Below are 18,008 nucleotides of genomic sequence, written 5' to 3'. Positions count from 1 at the left end.
TTGTTCTATGTTTTCCTTATCTACTACTCAATGACAGTTTACTAGAATGCTTACTATCACTCCTCTGAAAGTTGATGCTATCAGAGTCAGTGATTACAATCTGCATCTATTTTCCTCTTTCTATATGATCAGGAAGTATTACATATTCCAATGATCTAGCTGTAATTGCTCTTTTTCTCACACAAGATGGACTTGAATATACCCTTGGTCTATATCTTTCGAATTTAAAACAGTCAACAGTAATCCCCTCCTCAAAGTTAGAAAGTATTAGAGATGGAGATTTACTAACTTCCTTATCACTTACAGGATTATTTGCACTACCATAACTCACATGACGCGCTGCACTATGATTGTTACCACACTCTTCTCTTGAGGTTGAATCGCTTGGATTAAAAGGAGTCGAAAATGTTGAATACCCATTGGTATCACCAAATAGTTTTATCAACCCACAGTTTTCTTCATTCATTTTTGTAATATTCTCTTGATTAGCACCTTCTGATAAGCTTGATGAAGCAATAAGATCTTCTTTTTTCTTACTAAAGATATTGCCTATTTTTAGCTTGGTTGCAACATTCTTGAATTTGTTTTTCGGAGCTTTTGGTTTAATTTCTGGATGCTCATTTATAGTAATTACACATGATGGATTATCTAACTTGTCCATTGTATTTTGTACTCTACTGTTGCGTCTTGAATACAGACTAAGTTTTGCTGTTAAATCATTCAAAACAGGTGAACTTTTTCTACCTTCTAAAGACTTATTCGAACATGGTACTGCACTACCACCCCTACTCATTTTCTGAGGAGAAATATTGAGTTTGTCTTTACTCTCTAATCTAGTTTCATGCGTAAACTTGTAAAGTTCATTTTCCAATCGTGAAATATCTTCTGCATTCTTTATTAATAGTTCCAATATTGAGTTGTATTCCTCCAAATCATGATCCCCTACTTTTGTCTTAGCTAACTTTCCTGTAGCCTCTTCAATTCTGTTCATTTTTTCAGTATAGTTTTCTATCTTACGTTTAACAGGTTCTTTTTGAAGGCCAATCACTAAGTTGTATAAGATAAGTAAAAATGATATCGAAGAAAATGCAATGGAAATCCAGGTAAGAATTTCTTCCTTTTCAGGTTTTGCATTATTATACTTAACGCAAACAGAAATAATCACACTTGATATTGACATGGCCAGATTATAGTAATCTAGAAGCTTTTTGCTTCTTTCTTGATCTTCCATATTAAGTCTATCATATTTCTTTTTTTTGTTTTCCCTTATTTCATAAAAGAAATCTAAAAATAACCTCAAGATATTTGTGTCGCCATGTTTAAAAGCATAATCTAAAGCTGTTTTTTTTGCATTATCCTTTATATCAAAATTTATCTTCTTATTTACAGTTTTCTCTCCGGTGCTGATTGTTAGGTAGAATAAGGCTTTAATAGCTTTTTCCCTTAAGCGCTCATTTTGTTTACGCTTTTCTAAAACCAACTTTTTCAAAAATTGACCTTGCTTAAAATCCTCATTTATAGTTTTTTCAAAATCATTATCACTCATTACAAGATAGTGTAATGCTGTTCTTCCAGATTTAGATACAACATTTAACATTTTCTTATTATAGGGGTAATGATTATCTGTCATAAAATATTCTATTAACTCAGCATTAAGGCTCATGGCAGCTAAATGTAGAGGTATAAGCCCTTGACTGTTTGTGTTAAAAAGTGGTACTGTGTTCCTAATAATTGACTTAGCAATACTTTCAATAACATACTGAGAGAGTCCTATGTCGTCGGCAAGAGCAGCCATGTGTAACGGTGTATTGTCATTTTCATCATATAACACTTTGATGCTAGCAGCCACCTTTTTACCTACAAGTTCTTTTGACACAAATTCAAGACATTCCTTATTGCCGCTCAAAATAGCTGCAAATAACAACTTTTTTTGTGTATTTTGTTCTAAAAAAATATCCTTTGGGCTTTTTTTTACCAAATACTTAACGCATTCTACTCTTCCACTGAGGATAGATAAGTGTAGTAAAGTTTGTCCATCCTTATTTTTCTTACTTAATATTTCTCCCACTCTCTCTTTTTTAAAAAGGTGCTCAAGGCATGATTTATTACCAACACTTGCTGCCATATGAAAGACGGTGTCACCGTTGCTATTCTCACGCAAAACCTCTTGATAAACGTCAAATTTCTTCTCTTCCAACTTTTTTTCTATCATGCTTAAAAACGATAAATCAAGTTGGGCAGCAAAATGTAAAGGGGTGTTTCCTTCATTATTACTCTTATTTACTTGCATGCTTCTGTCTATTAATAGACTCACACATTTTTTTCTTAGTTCTGTTTCTGTATTACTCGATAGAGCTAAGTGTAGGGCCACATTTCCTTTACGTGTTTCTGTGCTTAAATCGTAATCAGGAAATTTATTGAGTAAAAATGTTAGACAATCATACTTCCCGTACATTGCAGCTAAATGTACAAGATCTCTTCCATACTCACCTTTGGATTGAAGTATGCTATTTCCTATATTTTCATAAAATAGCTCTATACAATATGTATTACCATGTATAATAGCAATATGTAAGGGGGTATTACCTTGTTTATTCTGAACAATTTTTGCACCTGATTTAATAAACAATTCTATTAGCTGTTTATTTCCATGTTTTGCAGCTATATGCAATGGGGTGTTACCATCTACATTTTCTTGATTAATTTTACTTTTTAGTCTACCTAAAAATTTTAGATGCTCTATAAGAAAATTTATGGCATTTTCTTGAGTTTCTGAGTTACCTGCAATCTTATGAAAAGGATTCTCATTATATTTATTTTTTAAAAATTGTACTTGATTATCAATGAAGAATTTTATGCACTCAGCATTTCCAGATTGCACAGCATAGTGTAATGCGTTATTTCCATATTTATCTGTTTTAATTTTCTCCCTATCAAAAATTCCTTTTGCTGTCAATATTTCTTTTAAATATTCTAGGAGGTTAGGACTTCCGCTTCTGGCAGCATAGTGTAACTCAGTTTTATTATTGGTAGTGCAACTAAAATCTGCTTCATTTTCTATGAGAATTTTCAAGCATTCTTTATTGCCAGATTTAGCCGCATAGTGTAGTAGTGTTTTGCCATCTCTATCTTTATTCCTTAATGCTTCTTCAATGTCAAAATTAGAATTTTCTATCACAAAACGTAAAATATCTTCTTTACCCAACTCAGCTAAATAATGTAGAAGTGTTTTATCATTACTATCTGCAAAATTCTCCAGTTTTGTAATCAATTCTTTCTTCATACCAAGAATTAGAGATACAGCCATTTTAATATCACAATCCCTATTTTTCTTTTGTTGTCTTTCCCTAATTCTTTCAATAGCCACTGTTAATAGCGAAGAACCATCATTACTTATTATATTCCATCCATCTTGACAAAATTTTTCAGCTAATGAATCACTTATATTTTCTTCTAAAATCCTGCTTTTTATATAATCAAGATTATTAGTACATATATTATAGTTTTCTTCTTGAGTTACTTTATTAATATAATCATATATGATTATTAGGTCTTGCTTATTGACTTTATCTTCTGAATTGCCTTGTAATAAAGAGAGGTCTATCTCACTAATTGCTCTGGCCATACCAATGGTTCCCGCAACAAATAAACCCGACCTGAGTGTCTTTGCGCTTGTACTAGATTTAGCTTTGAAAACATTAGTAACTGTGTCAAATTTATTTTTGAACATACTGTACCTCATAAATAATAATGCCGGTAGTGAATAAGGCTTTAGTAGATACCACTGTAATTTTTAAGCCTACAAAAATTCACCAGCGGCCGCATTATATAGTAGATAATTTTTTGTGCTAGTAATATTTTTCTAATTCCCACTTTGGCCTTGGTGCAAAGTCAAGAGAGTCTATATAATTTTTCTGTAACCTTTCAATTCCTGTCCATCCAACCATTACCGCATTGTCTGTACATAGGTTGCTTGGAGGAGAAAGCACGTTCAAATCTATGTATTTTTTCAATCTCTCCTTCAGAAAATTATTTGCTGCAACTCCACCGGTAATTACAAAATCATTGATTTTAATATTTAAAGATGCAGTGATATCAATAGCATTTCTGACTCTATCGAGTAATATGTCGCTAATACACTCTTGAAACGAAGCACACATATCGCAAACATCTTGCTTGCTCATTGCAAGCTCTTTAACTAAGTTTTTTACTGCTGTTTTAATTCCAGAAAATGAGAAGTCACATCCAGAACGTTTTATCATTGCTCTTGGCAGCTTAAATCTCATACCATCACCTTTTTTAGCTAACTCTTCAATCAATGGACCTCCAGGATAGCTTAGATCCAGCATCTTAGCAATTTTATCAAACGCTTCACCCAGCGAGTCATCAAGTGTTTTTCCAAGTTTAATATACTTACCTACATCCTGTGCAATTAAAAATTGACAATGGCCACCCGATATAAGTAGGACTAGAAATGGAAATTTAACCTCATATAGCAGCCTAATAACTAATGTGTGTGCCTCTAAGTGATTAACTGCAATAAACGGTTTTTGTGCTACATGCGCAATTGCTTTAGCCATCATTGTACCAACTATTAGTCCACCTATGAGTCCTGGTCCTGATGTTGCTGCAATTGCATCTAGATCACAAAAGTTAAGGTTAGATTTTTCTATAGCGCTTTTTACTAGACCACTTAAATGCTTCATATGAGCACGTGACGCTATTTCAGGTATTACCCCACCGCGTTTTTTGTGCTCTTCCTGAGAAAGAATTTCGTGAGCAAGGACTTGCTTATTACTATTTACAATTGCTGCTGCAGTTTCATCACAGCTTGTTTCAACAGCTAATATAGTTTTCATATATATTTGAACTCTTTAATTGTGAGAACTATAACTTGAAATGTTGAAGAAGTGAACTTTGTTCTGTTAAGCTAATTATCATCTCCAAATATAGAACCAATTTTTTTACTCCCAGAGGAAAATTTATTAGTCCAACTGCTTTGTACTTTGTTTATATCTTTAAAGGCAGTTTTATTGCTATACTCCTTTACTTCTTTATCTATTATCTTCATTATTTGTGGATCCAGGCATCTCTTTTTCCATTGGTTAGTAGCAAGAAATACTTTATTTAAATCTTGAGTGCGAATTAGATATTCTTTATCTTTAGGATAAACTTCCTGAGCCCAAGCAAACAGCTCAAAATAGCGTGCGAATAACTCAGACGCACGTGATTTTGGAGTTTGGTAAACTTGTATCTCCTTAAATATAATTTGACCAATAATTTTTTGTACCAGAATATTTGACTGCTTTAAGTTCTGCTCAATATCCTGATAAACTTTATAGAGAAATTCTTGCTCTAAGCTTAAGTTCAGTTCATTTTCAACCATATGTGAAAGTTCATGTACTATGATGTAAGGATTTGACCTTCTTAGCACAATAACATACTTATTTAAACCAGAAGAACGAATTGTCTTACACACTCCCTCTTCCATATCCACTAATCCTTCTTGATATATTTCAAACGAGAGTCTAGTTTGCTTTATTAGTGACAAAGTGAGGTTTAATGTATTTCTAAACTTCTCAAATTGATAGAGATATTTGACATATTGTATTACGTTTTCACTATTTCCTACTTGAGTTGCTTGTTTTATTAAGTTCCTGATTAGCATGCTTCATTCTTAAAGGAATTTTCTTTATGCTCAAGAATTATAAAGTGTTTTCAGGAAGTATAGCTAAAAAAGTTTAATTTACTTACATTCCGCTACTTATTATTAGCCAAGAGGTATCACGTCAGTATGACTTAGGAATGTACTAGATATAAAAGTGCAATATCAAATATATTTTACTAAAAATCAATCAACTTTTCACATGTTTGCTCTTCATAAAAGAAGCTCAATGTTATCGTAGTACCAAGTTTTGCTTCACTTTGAATGTTGAAAGTCCCACCCATTAACTCTACTAATTTCTTGCTTAGAGGTAATCCGATACCTGTGCCTTCGTTTCTATATCCCGAATCTGCTTGGCCAAAAACGGACATAACTTTATATATGTCCTGCTGCATTATCCCTATTCCATTATCATGAAACTCAATAGTTAATAAATTTTTTTCTATATTCTCTTTAATAATCATTCTTATTAAACCACCTTGAGGAGTGAACTTGATTGCATTTGATAACAAATTTATTATAACTTGCTTCATTCTTTTGGGATCGGCGATAACTAATAATTGTTTATCAGATATCTCTTTCTTTAAACTAATACCTGTTTCTTTTAGTTTAGGTGATAACATTTTTAAGCACGAATCTATTATCTTATTCAGATTAAACTTCACTTTCTCTACTGTTAAACTACTTGATTCAGCTTTAGAAAAATCGAGCACATCATTAATCAAAGCAAGTAAATGTGTACCAGCATTATATATATCGTCTACGTATTCCTTGTATTTAGAGTGATCTACCGAACCTAAAGTTTCATTTTTGATCAACTTTGCAAATCCAATAATAGCATTAAGAGGTGTACGCAACTCATGTGTAACACTTGCAAAAAATTTTATCTTATTTGCATTTTCTTGCTCTAATGCCTCTTTAACCCTTTGTAATTCAATATTAGTTTTATGCTGCTTGGCTAGCATTTGGGTATTGGAAAAGTGCAAATAAAGCATTATTAGTATTAAGATAACCAGTAATAAGCCCATTAATATTGAAAATAGACTATATACCATAATATAAGAGTCATTATAGCTTTGAATGATCTTCAAAAAAAATGAAGGCTTAATGTCATCTTCATGAAATATAGGGAAAGTAGAAGTTAATGTATTTCCTGTAGCGTAAAATATTTCTTGATTGCTTAGCAATTTATCAATTTCATCATTTGTAAGCAACTGCTCATAGTCATGACCTTGAGTATTAAAATTACTGAAAATTACTCTGGCATTTTGATCATACAGTATTAAGCTAAAATTTCTTACTTTGCTTACTGATTGTAACAATTCAGCACGCAATTTTACCAACTGGTTTATGTAATCAAAACTGTTATATTTAATATGATGTTTTTCTATTAGTAAATAATGATATTTTTTTATTATACTATTTTCCAATAGATCTTTTAAGTTTGCATTTGAATTACGGTAAAAAGAAAGAAAATTATTCTTTAATGAATAACTGCGGTATATTGTGCCCAATAAAACCACAAAAATTAATAAGAATAGCGAGATAATTTTTGTATATCTATTTGTTTTTAGTGTAGTAAAAATTAATTTACTTAATTTATACATATTCTTCTCATTGTGAAATAACGTCTTTTATGGTATTAATAAAAAATTAGCATATCATACTTTTATGACAATTTCTCCTATCTTGCCAGTTTATTCTCCTATTAACATAAATTTTTCTTATGGCAAAGGTATTTACTTGTATGATATCGATAATAAGCGCTATATAGATTTTCACTCTGGAATAGCTGTTAGCAGTTTAGGTCATGCCAACCCACGATTAACTGATGTCCTAAAATTACAAGGAGAAAAACTATGGCATATATCAAATACCTATAATATATCTACTGCCAACAAATTTGCAGAAAATTTAATAAACAACAGCTTTGCTAATACTGTATTTTTTGCAAATTCTGGATCAGAAGCAGTGGAATGTGGACTTAAAATCGCTAGGGCCTATCAAAATGGAAAAGGTAATAAAAATCGCTATAGAATTCTAACATTTCATGGTGCATTTCATGGAAGGACATTTTTAACTTGTGCAACAAACGATAGACAGAAATTTTCTGAATTACTGAATCCTTATATTGACTGGTGTGATAACATAGAGCCCAATATTGAGAGTGTAAAGAAAGCAATTTCTAATGGCATAGGTGTTATATTAATAGAACCAATACAGGGACAAGGTGGTATTAAAGTAATGAGTGAAGTCTTCATGAAAGAGCTAAGAGAACTATGTAACGAAAACGACATACTGCTATTTTTTGATTGCGTTCAGTGCGGTGCTGGCAGGACAGGAAAGTTATTTGCATATGAACACATAGGAATTAAGCCTGACATATGTGCTCTTGCAAAAGGAATAGGAGGAGGTTTCCCTCTGGGGGCTTGTCTTGCAACTGAAAAGGTTGCTAAGTACATGGCGGTCGGTATGCATGGTTCTACTTTTGGTGGTAATCCACTTGCAACTTCAGTAGGTAATGCTGTATTGGATGAATTGCTCGGCCCTGGCTTCTTAGAAAATGTTGAAGTTAGAGGTAAGTCTTTAAAAAACAAACTAGAGGACTTAGCAAGCAAGTTTCCAATGATAGAAGAAGTGAGAGGAAAAGGGTTGATGCTAGGAATAAAAGTAAAAATGAATAACCAAAAATTTGCAGAAGAGCTAAGTCACCGTGGTTTACTTACTGTTGGAGTAACATCAGATAACGTTCTAAGAATCTTGCCTCCACTCATTATCACTGAAAAAGAGATTGATGAAGGCATTGAAATCCTCACTCAGTATTTATCTGAAAAGTTCTAGTTAAAAACTAAACCTTCCTGCTCGTTAGTTGTTGATTGTATAAAAATTGCAGACAAATCAGTAGCTACAACTTTATCAGCTACTTCATTTGTACACTTTGCCTTTTCCTGTTCTCTTATCAGTGTAAGCTCATTTATATCACTTAGTGAGTCAAATTTTGTTATATCCTCAAATATAAACGATTGCACGATTTCTTTCGGAATATTGAAAAAAGCCGAGTTACCAAGCGATAATGTCATATCTAACAAACTTTTCATTGAGCCGTTTCTCAAAACACATTTAGACAGTTCTCCTAAAAGAATTGGCACTCCAAAAATAAAAAATGCTCCTCTCACTAAATAGGTCGTTATTTCATATAACAATGCACCACACAAGAGTGCCAGTGGTCCAAATACTATAAAACCGCAAAGTAAAGGCAATGGCATGGTCTGACCTGATGATATTCTACCTATAAGCTCCATTGAAATTATAAACCCAATAAGTAACATAGCTCTACCTAGATATGTCCTTTCTTTAGAGCGTTTGTTAAAGTTTTTCTCACGTAACTTAGAAAAATCATTGTTAACTCTGACTTCAAAAATATTATGATTGGTTTTCAATTTGAGCTCCCAGTCCTCTATTCCATGATGCCACTTATGACACCTTACAATTTCATCAATTATCGTACTAACTTGATTATTGATTTTGTATAATTTGCTTTCTTGATATAAGTTACCTTGATAATATTTTTCTCTCAAGTCTACACAATTTAAATTCTTTAAATCACATAAAAAATCTTTGATTTCTTGTGCCATTTTATTAGCATCATCTTCGTAGCCTACAGCTTTCAAAATTGTTACCAAGTGTTTATTTTCAATTTGAGCAATTGTTCTATCTAATGCACGTATATATTGCTTGGATTGAAAATATGAGATGATTTTTTCTTTACATCTATCCTCATTGCCTTCGTACAAACTATTTCTTTTGAAACTGCTGTCATGTTCTTTGGCAATTTCTAATGCATGAACCAATACATTTTGCGCCTTCACACTACTTTCACAGTGACAGTTTCTGATTATGTGTACATACGCTCTTGCACTGGTATCTCCAGATTTATCTATATTGTACGCTTTAGCCAAAAAGACTAAATAGTCAAACCCTGCCCAAAGATAATACATTACCTTTGTTATAGCACTCCCCACAGAAAATAAAGCTGAGCGTGTGCAAGATAATTTACCGTTGTTTTTAATTCTGTTCTCATATGAACGAAGGTATGCCTCTGTACTTTTTAAAATCCTATGTAAATCTTGTTCTGTCTTTTTGACATCAAAATCATTTATATCATGAACTTTTTCATACGTTTCTTTTATCAAATCACTAGAAAACTTCTTCAGAGCTGAATCATCAATATTTCCTAATGCATCAATATTTTTACTAATATAGATTTCTATTTTTCTTCCAAGTTCTTCTCCCATTCTATTTTTTAGCAACTTATTGTATTTATTAGTAGCTGGAAACAAAACTTTCTCACAAAATTTCTGTGGTTCGTTTTGAAAATTTGCTAAGATCTTATTCACAAATAGCTCAACTTTTTCACCTGCAGCAGCGAAAAACCATGATTGTCTGCTCTCATTACGCTCTCTATTTCTTCCAAGATTCTGTAGGGCTTCAGATGGATTATTGAACTGACTAACCGAATCTGCAAATATTGATGCAACATGATTATATTCACTATCAAATCCACGACCTTTCGATCCATCTATAACCGTTGTCAACGCATATTTAGCCAATGAATCAAAATCTCTTTTTTCATAATCACAATAAAGAGTTCGATATCCACCTATCTGATTACGTATTATCGTTGAAAAGAGTCTGTTTTCTCCAATACCAAGATCATTTTTCCCAATTCCTGCAAAGATACATTTATTTTGTTTGCAGAAATCAATGAGACTATGTAGTATACCTTCCTCTCTTTCCATGAGGTCATGGAGCTCTTTGCTTAAGCGCCAATTATCAACTATTAAGCTGCATTGCTCATTATCACTTTTACTCAGTGCTTCAATTACTGTCTTTATTTGCAGTAAGAGCTCATCTCTAGCAAATTGCTCACTAAAGCCTTTTTCCTCTAGGTAGCTTATAATATTATTATCATTAGTGGTGCTAACATTCTTTTTAACATCTTCTATCAATCCAATCAAACCTTCTCTTCTTTTTTTATCTAAGGTAATATTATCACACTTCATTAAATATAAGAGAGTAAGATCGATCATTGAATGCATTACTCTATATTTTAGATATTCAGCAGTACTACTGAAATCCACCTTTTCTTTTAATTCAGATATCTGCTCTTCTGTCAAACTAGGATGTTGCTTTTTAACGCAGTTTATAAAGTTTAATTGACGTAATTGGAGCCTGTAGTCTTGATATGACATTCCTTCAGGCTGAAATTTATTATACACTTTATAACGTGTACTACCTTCATATACTAAATTATCTCTACCCTGCAACGCAAAGTTAAGATTAACTATACTATTTACATCATCAGCTAAAAGCAGAGCACTTTCTCCAATTGGGCTTTGCACATTCCATCTTATAGAAGTTAATAAATCATTGTTATCGACAAGTTTACTGTAATTAAAAACTTCTTCGCTTTCTTCAACATACTCATGAGCTGGACTGGATTTTTCTCTAGTAAATAAGCTACGCACGTTAGCAAGAAATCTAGAGAGCAGTTCTCTTGATTCCACTCCAGTTGCTTTAGTTAGCACCCACCAAACTGGCAACATTACCATACCAAATATAAACATAGAAATTGTATAGTATAGCTGCCCAATCAAAGCAGAATACAGCTAATAATCTGAAGTGAGACCAATTACGGCAGCAACATTACTATTTATAATAGGAAACAATATAGCTAAAGATATTATGGAGGTAGTAACATTAACTGCAAACGCTTGATTGAAATTTGCTCTTCTATTGGTTTTTGCAATAACACTTGCTGTTTCGATAGCGTTTGCAATACAACGTCTACTCAATCTTGTCGGGCTGATAACTTTTCCGCATCTATTTAAAATCCTTCTCTTTGGTGTTGCAGTGAGGTAAGTCGTAGGATATTTCTCATCAAGCTTGCACATGTTCTCAAAATCCTGCTGCTTGTTAATACTGTCTGCTTCATCAACACTAATCCACAACTTGGTATTTTGGTCTTTAAATTTACGATCATTTTCTTGCTGTAATAACAGGTCATGTGTCACTATAATTGTTGTAGGTTTAGTTGCCTTCAGTGCATTTTTAATTTCCTCAGCAGTTTTAGGTGTCCTAATGTTTACAGTAAATGCACTACTCATCATTTTTTTAGCTTGGTTTACTAGATCACTGCTTGGTACTGCAACCAGATGATGAAACTCTGCTTGGGCTAGTACATGACTCCACATTCCAATATCGTAAGTCTTGCCAAACCCAGTTTCTGCATCGATCATAACATTACAGTTAGTAGTGGAAGAGTTGCTTAAATGTTCTAATACCCCTTCAACAACAGGTTTACGACGTGCTACTATTATAGATTCCTTTGTATCATCAAGTTTTATAGATTCACCTTTTAGCTTGCAGTTGATTTTTTCTAAGCTACTTATAATACTTTGCTTTTCTTGATTACTGATAGAACTCACACATTACCCACTATAATTATCACAATATTAATTGTATGTTAATTCAGTAAATTGTCAATTCTATGGACAAAAAGCTGATTTCAACTATCATATTAATATGAATATATGCCTCGGAATAATTACTTCTCCCCATGGAATCAAAGGAGCTGTCAAAATAAAAACCTTTACTGAAAAGCCCGAAAATATTTTCCTATATGGTGAACTAATAATCGGAAGTGAAAATTATAAAATAAGCTTGGTGTCTGTTGTCAGTAATAATTTAGTAATAGCAACAATTAGCGGTGTGAATTCCCGTAATGAAGCAGAGCTTTTAAGAAATAAAAAGTTATATATAGAAAGAGATAAGCTACCACAGTTAAATGATGAGGATGAATTTTACCAAGATGATCTTGTGAATATGGAAGTAAGACTAGAGAGTAATGAATTATATGGCTATGTGAAGTCTGTGAATAATTTCGGCTCGGGGGATATATTAGAAATTTTGGTTATCAGCACAAAAAAAAACATTATGCTATCTTTCACTAAAGAAACATTTCCACATATAAATATAAAGGAAAGGTATATAGTAATCAACATGCCAGAATTCATTGGCCAATAAAAATTTTGATATTTGTATAAAGTTATTTATAATAATCAGACCAAATTAAAAGTGTAATTATGGCAGAAAGGGCTAATGATATCAGGCCAGGTCAGGTACTAGAACATAACGGTGGTTTATTTTCGGTTATAAGTATTATGCATACTCAACCTGGTAAGGGTGGTGCATATATACAAGCTGAAATGAAAAATATCCAAACAGGAGCAAAGTACTATGAGAGGTTTCGCTCTGATGCAACAATCAGAAGGGCAATTTTAGATGAAGAGGAATATGTTTATCTCTTTACTGAAGGGAATATCGTAAATCTTATGCATCCAAGTAGTTACGAGCAGATTGTTATAAATTTAGACTTATTAGGGGAAAAGAAGGCTTATTTGCAAGATAATATGAAAATTAAAGTAGTAACTTATCAAGATAAAATAATTTCTGCACATGTGCCTGATCACGTTACACTAACTGTAAAAGGAACAGAGTCTGTTATCAAAGGGCAGACTGTTACTGCTTCTTATAAGCCTGCAATTTTGGAAAACGGAATACGTGTTAACGTGCCTCAATTTATAAAAGAAGGGGATAAAATTGTAGTACATACTCCTGATAACAGCTATTACGAAAGAGTAAAAGAGTAAATGGCCATTTCATCACCACGAATCAATGTGATGCTTGATTCTGTACGCAGTGCCTCCAAGCAGCTTATACGTGATTTTAATGAATTGCAAATTTCAAGCGTTAAGTCAGCAGACTTTATCAATAAAACTTATTCAAAATCCAAGCAACTTATATACGATTGCTTGAAGAACTACAACCAGAACTATGACTTTATTTTTGAAGACGATGTGGGCCAAGATCTAAAAGACGGCGGTTATACTTGGTTTATTATGCCTATAGAAGGCAAGGAAAACCTTTTTAGTTGTATGGTTTATTTTGCAGTATCAGTTTGTCTCATTCATAAAAACAGAGTTGTAGCAGCTGTGATCGATGCTCCAGCGCTTAGAGAAACTTTCTGGGCAGAGGAAAAGAAAGGAGCTTTTCTTGAAGATTTCAAATCTCGCCATGTAAAAATGCGGATGAAAGCTCGTGAAGGGGGAATAATAGACATAAGTGGTAATTTGTTAAATAAATTACCACTTGACAATAATAATCTACGCTCCCTTGGCTCAACGGTACTAGGTTTTGCATATCTTGCTGCCGGAAGATACAATGGAATAATTTACTCTGGAATTAATAAATATAAAACTTCACTCGGTAGGCTTTTTCTGCAAGAAAGCGGTGGGAGATTAAGGGAAGATAACGCGCTTGTCATTGCTGGAGATATAAACTAAAGTTCATTCAAAAGAGCAAAAGTCACGTAGTGAAAATAATAAATGGTCTTACCTACCCCTCATTGCAGCAGGGTGGCAAAATAAGATAGACGAGAAAAGACAACTATAGGAACAAATAGGTGTCATTCCAGCACGTGACACTAGAATCCAGATTGTTTAGACTGGATCCTATGGTCAAGCCATAGGATGACAAAAGAGTAAACTTTACCTGTGTGAGCTATAGATCCCAGTGTTAGCTACTTTCATGACAAGAAATAAAGCACTGATTTTGTACATTAACCATGCTTTTAAATAGATACCTTATTCTTGGCAACTTTAAACTCAACAACAGACACAAACAGACAATTTCTCAAAAACTTTTACAAGAGATTTTGTTAAATGCTCTATCATTTCATTTGTATGGTAAGGCGTAGGAGTAATACGGAAGCGCTCAGTCCCCTTTGAAACTGTTGGGTAATTTATATGTTGTACATATATTCCATACTCATCAAATAACAATTTTGATGCTTTTTTGGACAACTCAGGATCGCCAATTATGATTGGAATTATATGAGTTTCTGTTTGCATAAAATTCACTCCTGCGTTTCTCAGTGAGTCTTTTACCTTTTCAACAGACTGCTTTTGCTTCTCTCTTTTAACATTGCTCGATTTTAAATGCTCAACGCTTGCCTTTGCTGCTGCTGCTAAAACGGGTGACATAGCAGTAGTAAAAATAAATCCTGGGGCTGAACTTCTTATTACATCCACCAAGCTCTTTGAAGACGCTATATATCCACCCATCACTCCAAAAGCCTTTGATAATGTACCCTGAATAACAGTTATTCTATCCATCAAACCTTCTCTTTCTGCAATTCCGCCACCGCGCGGTCCATACATGCCAACTGCGTGTACCTCATCCAAATAGGTAATTGCATTATACTGATCTGCTAGATCACATATCGCTTCAAGCGGTGCTACATCACCATCCATTGAGTATACAGATTCAAGTGCTATTATTTTCGGCGTTTTTATATCTATAGACTTTAGCAACTGCTCTAAGTGATCAACATCATTATGCCTAAATATGTGCTTCGGTCTTTTTCCTGATTTTATACCTTCTATCATTGAAGAGTGATTTTTCTCATCTGAAAAAATTACCACGCCCGGAATAACAGACGATAAAGTACTAAGTGTAGTTTGGTTGGCAAGATAGCCACAAGCAAAAGTTAAAGCAGCTTCTTTTTGATGCAAGTCAGCCAAAGACTTCTCGAGCTCAACAACTTCCTTTGTTGTACCTGATATATTTCTTGTTCCTCCAGCACCAACAGATGAATTTTGAATAGCAGCAATGACACTATCGTTTTGTGACATTCCCAGATAATTATTACTGCACCAGACAATAACCTCTCTATTTCTTTCATAATCCATAATATAGGGAAGTTTGCCAGGTAATGACGCAAAATGCGTAAATTCACGATAGCGCCCTTCTTCTTTTATATCTTTGATTTTATTTAAGAATATTTTTTCGTAGTCTACCAAGTTTTTATCTATTAACAATCAATATAATTATAATAAATTATTAAATGATAGACTACTATATTTATTACTTAGACTGACATTCTTCTGTCTGCATAACCTTTTTGACCTGATTATCCTCAACTAAGCTTTTAGGCCTATAGCAGTACATAATTTTAGCTGCAATAAGACAACAAACTGCAACTGCTATTCCTATTGCTAACATTTCCAAGTAAACTGCAACAGCTGCTCCTAAGGCAATACCAGTTATTGCAAGCGCAGAAGCAGCTACGACATACTTTTTTGTGTTTTGTGGATCATTCTTTGAATTGCTTGGTACGGTTGCTGAATAGCCTAAAGATGACATAAATTCCAAAAATCCCTTATTTCCTCGTTTTTTTGCCATATCTAAAGAGTTTCCTTTCAAAAGAGTATCTGATGGTTTATTAATAATTGGATCGTTTTCTAAATACGGGCTTGTACCATTGTCTATTAGCAATTTTGCAGATTTTTTATGCCCTTCATTTATTTCTCGATTATAAGCTATAACATGTAGCGCAGTACCAATATTATTGCTTTGCATATTAACATACTTTTTTTTATCTTTTGCTGCACTTATTAAGATGGCAACTACATCAGAATGACCATTATCAGCAGCTAAGTGCAATGCAGTTTCACCATTATGATGTTGTAAATAAAGATCTGCCTTTTTTTTTAAAAGCAATTCCACCATTGCTGAATTACCTTGTGTAGAAGCATACATCAAAGGAGTAAGATTATATCGTTCTTTAGCATCAACTGTTGCGCCACGATCTATTAGCAATTCCGCAACATCTAAATGTCCATAATACACTGCTTCATGTAAAGGAGTTACTCTGCTGCCTGTACTGCTTACTGAATTAACATTTGCACCGCTATCAAGTAAAAGCTTCACAAAATCTTTATGACCATTTCTAGCAGCTAAATGAAGTGCAGTGTCACCACCTACTTTTGTTTTTGATTTAATCTCAATATTTGCACCACATTCTAGTAAACGCCTGCCAAGCTCAACATCACCTTTTTGTGCTGCAACGTGTAAACGAATAAATCCATCATTATCATAATCTGTGAAACGTTCATTAATATCGTCTAGTAAACTTTCCCTACCAGCTTTTAATTCCTCAGGAATGATAAGTGTTACTTTACCATCAACTATGTTTTTTAAAATTTTTTGAGTTTAGTCTCATTTGTTCATAATTTTGCATTTTTATTCAATTGAAAAATGTATTTTGGCAACAAAGATCCCAGTTTATACAGAAAGAAATTTATATCAAACAGCAACCACTGCTTAGATTTTATGGTTAACGAATATGTGCTTTAAATGTGTGTAGACGCACATATCCGTTAACCTATTTTCTATGCAGATTTTTTTATTTCATATTAATTGCTTCTTTAAGTCTTGCATTGGCAATTACTATGATTTTTCGCATTAGAGCTGTTATAGCTACCATCTTCTTTTTACCTCTACCAATAAGATTAGAGTAAAAAGCACCAAGTGCAGATTTAGATCTTGCAGCGGCCATAGCAGCTGTAAAAAGCTTTGCACGAACATTGCTTCTACCACCTGTTATCCTTCGGTAACCAATAGTTTTACCGCTTTCTTTTGGATGTGGAGCAACCCCAGCAAGACTTGCAACTTCTTTTTTGTTTAGGTAGCCAAGTTCTGGCATTAGACACACAAAAACTTGAGATAGCTTGAGACCTATTCCTGGCACTGTTCTCAGGATCTTTTGACGCTTTTGTAACTCTGGATTTTTATCAATAATTCTTTGTATGGCATCGTTGAACTCATTTATCTGATTGGTAAAAAAGTCTATTGTTTTTTGGCAACTTTCCTTTATATAGTCGTTTTCAGGTGCTGCAAGCCTACATTTCTCTTGAGTTCTCATTTGCGTAATGTCATCACGACGTTGACAGAGTGCAACTAAGGCAGTTTGTTCTTTTGACATAGGCACAAATAGAGATAGAGCACTATAGCGTTCAAAACCATATTGAGCAAGGGCTTTTGCATCTGATTGATCAGTTTTTGCTAAAGTTCCATGTGATATGATAAAACTTTTTACTTTACGAGTATTAGCTCGATGCACAGCAACATTCATATCAACAAGAGAACGTGCTAAACCAAGCTCATATTTTCCTGTATTTTCTAAAGTTACAAAAGAATTAGGTAGAATATTTGAAAATTCTTGAAACAATTGTTGCCAACCAGCATCATTATTATTGAACTTGATAGTGTTTTTTTGGTTGTACACTGCAGCAACATTTTTGAATTTTCCAATATCAATGCCAATAAAATTTTGATAAGATGCAATCATAATAACCTCGATAGTTTAATTAATTTAAGATTGTAAACGGGTGCACATATATGTCCCACACAACTATTCAAACGTATCGAGGGATAGGGC

General features: G+C 33.3%; 13 protein-coding genes. 4 read left to right on the top strand and 9 right to left on the bottom strand.

Annotation, left to right across the window (positions count from 1 at the left end):
* Positions 1-106: 106 nt before the first annotated feature.
* The 4 genes from ONG78_RS00890 to ONG78_RS00875 form a co-directional block, all read right to left on the bottom strand.
* Positions 107-3,730, bottom strand: coding sequence for an ankyrin repeat domain-containing protein (locus ONG78_RS00890; RefSeq protein ID WP_264377459.1), 3,624 nt, complete (start codon positions 3,728-3,730; stop codon positions 107-109).
* Positions 3,731-3,848: 118 nt separating this feature from the next.
* Positions 3,849-4,859, bottom strand: a complete 1,011-nt coding sequence (tsaD, locus tag ONG78_RS00885) for a tRNA (adenosine(37)-N6)-threonylcarbamoyltransferase complex transferase subunit TsaD (RefSeq protein WP_264375081.1) — start codon at positions 4,857-4,859, stop codon at positions 3,849-3,851.
* 71 nt (positions 4,860-4,930) lie between these two features.
* Positions 4,931-5,668 carry a WD_0702 family putative metalloprotease gene (locus tag ONG78_RS00880; protein ID WP_010403278.1) on the bottom strand — a complete coding sequence of 246 codons (738 nt, stop codon included), beginning with the start codon at positions 5,666-5,668 and terminating at the stop codon, positions 4,931-4,933.
* A gap of 176 nt (positions 5,669-5,844) precedes the next feature.
* Positions 5,845-7,272: a sensor histidine kinase gene (locus ONG78_RS00875; RefSeq protein WP_010403276.1), complete on the bottom strand. Its 1,428-nt coding sequence runs from the start codon at positions 7,270-7,272 to the stop codon at positions 5,845-5,847.
* Between the two features lie 64 nt (positions 7,273-7,336).
* On the opposite strand from ONG78_RS00875, the gene ONG78_RS00870 reads away from it, so the two are divergent.
* A complete protein-coding gene (locus ONG78_RS00870; protein ID WP_264375080.1) occupies positions 7,337-8,506 on the top strand; it encodes an aspartate aminotransferase family protein in 1,170 nt (389 codons plus the stop codon).
* Here ONG78_RS00870 and ONG78_RS00865 read toward each other — a convergent pair.
* Positions 8,503-11,271 carry a hypothetical protein gene (locus tag ONG78_RS00865; protein WP_264377458.1) on the bottom strand — a complete coding sequence of 923 codons (2,769 nt, stop codon included), beginning with the start codon at positions 11,269-11,271 and terminating at the stop codon, positions 8,503-8,505. The genes ONG78_RS00870 and ONG78_RS00865 overlap by 4 nt on opposite strands.
* Before the next feature lie 63 nt (positions 11,272-11,334).
* A complete protein-coding gene (locus tag ONG78_RS00860) occupies positions 11,335-12,153 on the bottom strand; it encodes a DEAD/DEAH box helicase (RefSeq protein WP_264377457.1) in 819 nt (272 codons plus the stop codon).
* 97 nt (positions 12,154-12,250) lie between these two features.
* Here ONG78_RS00860 and rimM point away from each other — a divergent pair, with 97 nt between their 5' ends.
* From rimM to ONG78_RS00845, 3 genes are read left to right on the top strand one after another with little or no spacing between them, the layout of a single operon-like run.
* Positions 12,251-12,751 (top strand): ribosome maturation factor RimM, encoded by a 501-nt coding sequence (gene rimM, locus ONG78_RS00855; protein WP_264375077.1) that lies wholly within the window; start codon positions 12,251-12,253, stop codon positions 12,749-12,751.
* 59 nt (positions 12,752-12,810) lie between these two features.
* Complete coding sequence (efp, locus tag ONG78_RS00850; RefSeq protein WP_010403241.1) at positions 12,811-13,377, top strand: elongation factor P; 567 nt, start codon at positions 12,811-12,813, stop codon at positions 13,375-13,377.
* A complete protein-coding gene (locus ONG78_RS00845; RefSeq protein ID WP_007302192.1) occupies positions 13,378-14,070 on the top strand; it encodes an inositol monophosphatase family protein in 693 nt (230 codons plus the stop codon). It abuts the gene before it with no gap.
* A 321-nt stretch (positions 14,071-14,391) separates the two neighbouring features.
* Here ONG78_RS00845 and hemA read toward each other — a convergent pair whose 3' ends face one another.
* The 3 genes from hemA to ONG78_RS00830 form a co-directional block, all read right to left on the bottom strand.
* Positions 14,392-15,588 (bottom strand): 5-aminolevulinate synthase, encoded by a 1,197-nt coding sequence (hemA, locus tag ONG78_RS00840; RefSeq protein ID WP_264377551.1) that lies wholly within the window; start codon positions 15,586-15,588, stop codon positions 14,392-14,394.
* 64 nt (positions 15,589-15,652) lie between these two features.
* Positions 15,653-16,648: an ankyrin repeat domain-containing protein gene (locus ONG78_RS00835; RefSeq protein WP_264377550.1), complete on the bottom strand. Its 996-nt coding sequence runs from the start codon at positions 16,646-16,648 to the stop codon at positions 15,653-15,655.
* A 325-nt stretch (positions 16,649-16,973) separates the two neighbouring features.
* Positions 16,974-17,918, bottom strand: coding sequence for an IS110 family RNA-guided transposase (locus ONG78_RS00830; protein ID WP_264377456.1), 945 nt, complete (start codon positions 17,916-17,918; stop codon positions 16,974-16,976).
* Positions 17,919-18,008: the final 90 nt, after the last annotated feature.

The organism is Wolbachia endosymbiont (group B) of Philonthus cognatus (assembly GCF_947179345.1).
GTDB lineage: Bacteria > Pseudomonadota > Alphaproteobacteria > Rickettsiales > Anaplasmataceae > Wolbachia.
Note: the sequence above shows the minus strand (reverse complement) of the source record. Positions and strands in the feature narration are given on the sequence as shown.

Coding starts and splice junctions, on each gene's coding strand:
- ONG78_RS00880 (WP_010403278.1), bottom strand. CDS start 5,668: ATGCTAATCAGGAACTTAATAAAACAAGCAACTCAAGTAGGAAATAGT.
- ONG78_RS00830 (WP_264377456.1), bottom strand. CDS start 17,918: ATGATTGCATCTTATCAAAATTTTATTGGCATTGATATTGGAAAATTC.
- ONG78_RS00875 (WP_010403276.1), bottom strand. CDS start 7,272: ATGTATAAATTAAGTAAATTAATTTTTACTACACTAAAAACAAATAGA.
- ONG78_RS00845 (WP_007302192.1), top strand. CDS start 13,378: ATGGCCATTTCATCACCACGAATCAATGTGATGCTTGATTCTGTACGC.
- rimM (WP_264375077.1), top strand. CDS start 12,251: ATGAATATATGCCTCGGAATAATTACTTCTCCCCATGGAATCAAAGGA.
- ONG78_RS00865 (WP_264377458.1), bottom strand. CDS start 11,271: ATGTTGCCAGTTTGGTGGGTGCTAACTAAAGCAACTGGAGTGGAATCA.
- tsaD (WP_264375081.1), bottom strand. CDS start 4,859: ATGAAAACTATATTAGCTGTTGAAACAAGCTGTGATGAAACTGCAGCA.
- efp (WP_010403241.1), top strand. CDS start 12,811: ATGGCAGAAAGGGCTAATGATATCAGGCCAGGTCAGGTACTAGAACAT.
- ONG78_RS00870 (WP_264375080.1), top strand. CDS start 7,337: ATGACAATTTCTCCTATCTTGCCAGTTTATTCTCCTATTAACATAAAT.
- ONG78_RS00890 (WP_264377459.1), bottom strand. CDS start 3,730: ATGTTCAAAAATAAATTTGACACAGTTACTAATGTTTTCAAAGCTAAA.